Annotated in this window: 6 protein-coding genes and 1 riboswitch; of the genes, 2 read left to right on the top strand and 4 right to left on the bottom strand. The window is 73.4% G+C overall.

The genetic code is table 11. The features are described from left to right. Window positions 1–57 precede the first annotated feature (57 nt). The 3 genes from I4I78_RS30120 to I4I78_RS30110 all read right to left on the bottom strand — a co-directional run bounded on the left by I4I78_RS30120 (window position 58) and on the right by I4I78_RS30110 (window position 2,791). Window positions 58–825, bottom strand: coding sequence for an ABC transporter ATP-binding protein (locus I4I78_RS30120; RefSeq protein ID WP_218614900.1), 768 nt, complete (start codon window positions 823–825; stop codon window positions 58–60). After that, window positions 822–1,568 (bottom strand): ABC transporter permease, encoded by a 747-nt coding sequence (locus tag I4I78_RS30115; protein ID WP_308252446.1) that lies wholly within the window; start codon window positions 1,566–1,568, stop codon window positions 822–824. The genes I4I78_RS30120 and I4I78_RS30115 overlap by 4 nt, the downstream gene beginning before the upstream one ends. A gap of 194 nt (window positions 1,569–1,762) precedes the next feature. Continuing rightward, window positions 1,763–2,791, bottom strand: a complete 1,029-nt coding sequence (locus I4I78_RS30110) for an ABC transporter substrate-binding protein (protein ID WP_218614898.1) — start codon at window positions 2,789–2,791, stop codon at window positions 1,763–1,765. A gap of 39 nt (window positions 2,792–2,830) precedes the next feature. Further along, a riboswitch (TPP riboswitch) is annotated at window positions 2,831–2,941 on the bottom strand. A 279-nt stretch (window positions 2,942–3,220) separates the two neighbouring features. Here I4I78_RS30110 and I4I78_RS30105 point away from each other — a divergent pair. Beyond that, window positions 3,221–4,060 carry a hypothetical protein gene (locus I4I78_RS30105; RefSeq protein WP_218614897.1) on the top strand — a complete coding sequence of 280 codons (840 nt, stop codon included), beginning with the start codon at window positions 3,221–3,223 and terminating at the stop codon, window positions 4,058–4,060. A 119-nt stretch (window positions 4,061–4,179) separates the two neighbouring features. Here I4I78_RS30105 and I4I78_RS33150 read toward each other — a convergent pair whose 3' ends face one another. Continuing rightward, window positions 4,180–4,368 carry a hypothetical protein gene (locus I4I78_RS33150; protein WP_226380706.1) on the bottom strand — a complete coding sequence of 63 codons (189 nt, stop codon included), beginning with the start codon at window positions 4,366–4,368 and terminating at the stop codon, window positions 4,180–4,182. Between the two features lie 295 nt (window positions 4,369–4,663). Between I4I78_RS33150 and I4I78_RS30100 the strand changes: the two genes are divergently transcribed. Next, window positions 4,664–5,213 (top strand): DMT family transporter (locus tag I4I78_RS30100; protein WP_374225946.1); only part of this gene is annotated, 550 nt, incomplete at its 3' end.

Here is a 5,213-nt window from a genome sequence, read left to right as displayed (position 1 = left end):
CGGCCCCCGGCGCGCCGTCCTGACACCCGTCCCTCCCTCGGCCTCGCCGGTCCGGCGTCAGCCGGGGGTGCGGAGTGTGGCCAGGAGGTCTGCCTCGGCGGCGGCGAAGCGCGGGTCGGTGAGCACCGAGGCGTCCCGCGGGCGGGGCAGGTCGATCGTCACCTCGCGCACGATCCGGCCCGGGCGCGGCGAGAGCACGAGCACCCGGTCGGACAGGAACACCGCCTCCCGGACGTCGTGGGTGATCAGCATCGCGGTCCAGCCGTAGCGGGCGCGGACGTCGTCGAGCCACTCCTGCATCCCGGTCCGGGTCAGCGCGTCGAGCGCGCCGAACGGCTCGTCGAGCAGCAGCACCTCCCGCCCGGCGACGACGGTGCGCAGCAGCGCGGCGCGCTGGCGCATGCCTCCGGACAGCTCGGCCGGTCGCGAGCCCTCGAACCCGGCCAGTCCGAACGGCTCGAACAGCGGCCGCGCACGCTCTCGCGCCCGCCCGCGCGGCGTGCCCGCCACCTCCAGCCCGAGGGTGGTGTTGTCGAGCACCGTGCGCCACGGGAACAGCAGGTCCTTCTGCGGCATGTAGCCGAACGTCGTGTCGGCCGCTCCCGGACGCCGGTCGAGCACGGCGCCGTCGACGCTCACCCGGCCGCGGTCCGGCTCGACGAGCCCGGCGAGGGCGTTGAACAGCGTCGACTTGCCGCTGCCCGAGGGCCCGATCACCGACACGAACTCCCCCGGCGCGACGGCCAGCGACACGTCGTCGAGCACCGCGAGGTCACCGAACGAGACCGAGAGGCCCTCGACGCCGACCTTGGCCGCCGCCGTCACGACGTCCCCCGGTCCGGCCGGTACCAGGGCACCAGCACCCGTTGCACCAGGTAGGTCAGGCCGAACAGCGCGACCGAGAGCAGCGCCGTCACCCCGACCGCGGCCAGCACCAGGTCGGTGCGGAACGAGTTCTTCTGCAGCTGCATGAAGATCCCCAGCCCGGAGCGCGCACCGACGTACTCGGCGAAGATCGCGCCGGTGACGGCGTAGGTGATCCCGATCCGCAGCGCGGTGAAGAACGACGGCATCGCCCCCGGCAGGCGCACGTAGCGGAACTGCTGCCACCGGCTCGCACCCATGCTGCGCAGCAACGCCGTCGCGTCCCGGTCGGTCGCGGCGAACCCCTCGATCAGCCCGACCGCGATCGGGAAGAACGTCACCAGCGCGATCACCAGCACCTTGGGCAGCAGGCCGAACCCGAACCAGATGATCAGCAGCGGCGCGATCGCGATGATCGGCAGCGTCTGGGAGGCGACGAGCAGCGGCACCAGGGCACGGCGCAGCCACGGCGAGAAGTCGACGAGGACCGCCAGCGTCCACGCCACCACCAGCGACACCGCGAACCCGACGGCGGTGACCAGCACGGTCGGCACGGTGTTCGTCCAGAGCGCGTCCCGGAACGCCCAGCCCTGCTCCAGCACCCGTACCGGCGAGGGCAGCACCTGCGGCCGCGTCCCCAGCACGGTGACCGCGACCTGCCACACCAACAGCAACCCCACCACGATCACCGCAGCCGGCACCACCCGCCCCAACCCTGCACGAGAGCTCCTCTCGTCCAGCCCGGGCGCACGAGAGCTCCGTTCGCGCACCGGGCCGGGACGGGCCGGCTCGGCACCGGGTAGCGGCGGCGGTGTGCGAGAGCTGCTCTCGTCTACCTCCGCGGTGCGAGAGCTGCTCCCGTCCACGTCGTGGGTGGATGGGGACCGGCGGGGCATCCTCAGGCCGCCGGGGCGAGGTAGTCGTTGGTGAACCAGGTCGAGAAGTCGGGGCGCGTGGTGACCGGGTTGCCGTCCTCGCCGACCACCGAGCCGGAGTCGTAGACGAACCCGGAGAACCCGGCCCAGGTGGCGAGGGTCTGCGGGCCGACCCGGCCCTGCGCGTTCTTCATGTACCGCTCGGCGAGCATCTGCTGGCTGCGGTCGACGAGCTCGGGCTCGGTGAACGCGCCGGGGTTGGCGTCGGTCAGCAGCTGCGCGCCCTTCGCCGGGTCGTCGGCGCCGAGCTGGTAGCCGCGCTGGGCGGCCTGGACGAACCTGCGCGCCTGGTCCGGGTGCTCGCGCAGCCAGGTGGAGTTGCCCATGAGCAGGACGTTGTAGGCGTCCGGGAAACCGAAGTCGGTGTACTTGAACGTCTTGAGCGGCTCGCCGCGCAGCTGGGCCTCGATCCCCTCCCAGGCCACGAACGGCTCGGTGAAGTCGGCCTGACCGGCATAGAGCGCCTCGTAGGCCGACGTGCCGAGTGTGACGGTCGAGAAGTTCCCCTGCCCCCCGGCGCCGCGGATGATCGCGCGCATCTTCTCCTGCTCGCCCGGCCCGCCGAACCCGGCGTAGGTCTTGCCGTCGAGGTCGCGCGGCGAGGTGATGTCGGCCCGGTCCGCCTTCACCGCGACCTCGGTCGCCCAGTGCTGCAGCACCGCCATCACCGACGTGATGTCCGCGCCGGCGCCCTTGGAGTAGGTGAACGAGTCCTGGAAGCTGACCCCGAACTCGGCCGCGCCCGACCCGACGAGCGTGTCCGGCGAGGTCTGGTTGTAGGGCAGCAGCTCGACGTTCAGCCCGGCGTCGCGGAACCAGCCCATCTGCTGGGCGACGAACAGGCCGGTGTGGTTGGTGTTCGGGGTCCAGTCCAGCGCGACCCGGATCGTGTTCGGGTCCCCCGACCCGCCGGCGGCGCCGTCCGGGCCCGAGGACGGCGCACCGCAGCCGGCGAGCAGCAGCGAGAGCGCCCCGAGGACAGCGACGACCACTGTCGATCGAGCGGGGCGGGAACGGGCTGAGGACAGATGACGACGCAACGTCGGCCTCCCTACGCCGGTGTGACCCGGATCAGGTTCGAACGGTCGACGGCCGCCTGCCGCCCTCTCAGCCTCGGTGCGCGGGCTCCCGCGGTACGGAGCCGACCCTACGTCGCGCCCGCTGCCCCGGCCAGCGAGGCGGAGTGGGCACCGTCACGGTCGCCGGGGGTGATCATCACCGACGCCGGTACCCACGTTCGGCCCAGCCGACGTGCGGCCGACCGGCGGAGTTCGTTATCGTCCGTCCCAGCGCGACGACGCTCGGTGATTGACTTTGCGTCAGGTGTCGGTCCGCATCGGGCCGCTCGGCGGAACGGCCCGCCGCGTAGGACGACGCCGCCGGGACGAGCGCCGGGGAACGGGCCCGGGGGAAGGACGACGATGGCCGCATCGCTCATGGGCTCGGGCTCACTCGGGCGGCCCGACCCGGCCGGGGCCCTGATCCGTATCGCCCTGCAGCTCGGTGCCACGTCGGTGGCCCACGTCGACGTCGCGGCCATGCTGTCCGGGGTGTGCGTGGCGCTGCCGCCCGCCGCCGGCGTCTCCGGCGCGGTCCTGATGCTGAACGACCCCGCCGACCCTCGTGACCCGGACGCGCAGCGCATCTTCACCTCCGACACCGCCGCCGACCGGATGGCCCTGATCCAGCAGCGCGCCGGGAACGGGCCGATCCCGGCCGCGGTCCGCGGCGACCGCACCCTGGCCACCCCCGACCTCACGCGCCACGGGCCGCCCGAGCTGGCCGCCGCCGCGGCCGACAGCGGGCTGGTCCGCTCGCTCGTCGTCCCGGTCCCGATCGCCGCGCGGACCGCGGGCGGGCTGCAGCTCCTCGGGCGCGCCGACGCCGTCCCGGACGAGCACCTGGCGGCGCTGCTGCGCCCGGTGGTCACGATGCTGGCCGCACGCCTGGCCGACGTCCGCGAGCTCGCCCGCCTGGAGTCGCTCGTCGCGTCCCGGACCGAGGACCCGCCTGCCGGCGACCGCCCCGCGGAGGACACCGACACGCGGGAGCTGCGCACGACGTCGATCCCCCGAATCCCGTCCCCCCAGTCCCCGGCGAACCGGATTCCGGGGCCGCCGGTCTCGGGACAGCACGCACCGGAGCACGTCCCGGGGCCGCACGTCCCGGCCCCGCGCGGGGAGGCCCGGATGCCCGAGGCCCCGCCGAACGGCCCGGACCGGTCACGGCGTCCGCGTCACCGCCGTCACCACGACGACTGATCCCCGGCTCGCCGGAACCCGTCGCCCGGGCCCCGGACAGACGAGCGGGCCCGGACAGACGAGCGGGCGGAGACCCGAAGGTCCCCGCCCGCTCACCGTACGAAGTCTGTGTCGGCGTGTCACTCGCCGCCCTGCTGCACCTCCACGCCGCCTTCACGCAGCTTCTCCGCGTGTGCGCGACCGTGGTGGCCACAGAACAGAAGTTCCCCACCGGAGGGGAGGACGGCTCGTACCTTGGCTGCCGCACCGCAGCGGTCGCAGCGGTCGGCGAGAGTCAACTCGGGCCGGGTCAGCGTTTCTGGCTGCATAGCGGTCTCCCTCCGTCTCGACACCGGGGCCGCCCCCGATGCCGCATCACTGTGACGACCGCTCTCGCGTGTCGCCCACACTCTTACAGACGCTTCGAGCCCCTGCACGTGTTCCCGGGGCGAGTCGCGACACGCATCACGTTTGATCTTCACGCTGCGATGCGGTGACGTCGCGATGTACCCGCGGTGACCGGATTCGTATGAAGTTGACTACGCGTGAATCATGCGGGGCCGGTGGTCACCCGTGCAACCTCGGCGCTGTTAACTCGGCGTGTCGTGACTACGGTCAGCAACCATGGGACGCACGCAACGACTCTCGTCGACCGGCGCCCGCGTCCCCGCCCCGCTGCTGTTCCTGCTCGGGGGGACGTCGATGTACGTCGGCGCCGCGCTGGCCGTCGGGCTGTTCGACCGGCTCGCCCCCTCCGCGGTCGCAGAGCTGCGGCTGATCGGGGCGGCGCTGGTGCTGCTGGCCTGGCGACGTCCCGGACGGGCCGCATGGCGCCCGCGACGACTGCTGCGCGCGGCCGCGTTCGGCCTGGCCACGGCCCTGATGAACGTCGCCTACTACGAGGCGATCGCCCGCCTCCCGCTCGGCACCGCGGTGGCGATCGAGTTCTGTGGGCCGGTCGTCGTGGCGGCGCTGGCCTCGCGACGGCCCCGCGACGTGGGCGCCGTCGTCCTGGCCGCCCTGGGGGTGCTGCTGATCGCGGATGTGCGCTGGTCGGGCAGCCCGGCCGGGGTGGCGTGGGCGCTCGCCGCGGCGGCGATGTGGGCGCTCTACATCGTGCTCGGCAAGCGGGTCGCGCGCGGCGGGAACGGCATCGACGACCTGGCCGTCGGGT

The sequence above is a fragment of the Pseudonocardia sp. KRD291 genome (assembly GCF_019263595.1).
GTDB lineage: Bacteria > Actinomycetota > Actinomycetes > Mycobacteriales > Pseudonocardiaceae > Pseudonocardia.
Note: the sequence above shows the minus strand (reverse complement) of the source record. Positions and strands in the feature narration are given on the sequence as shown.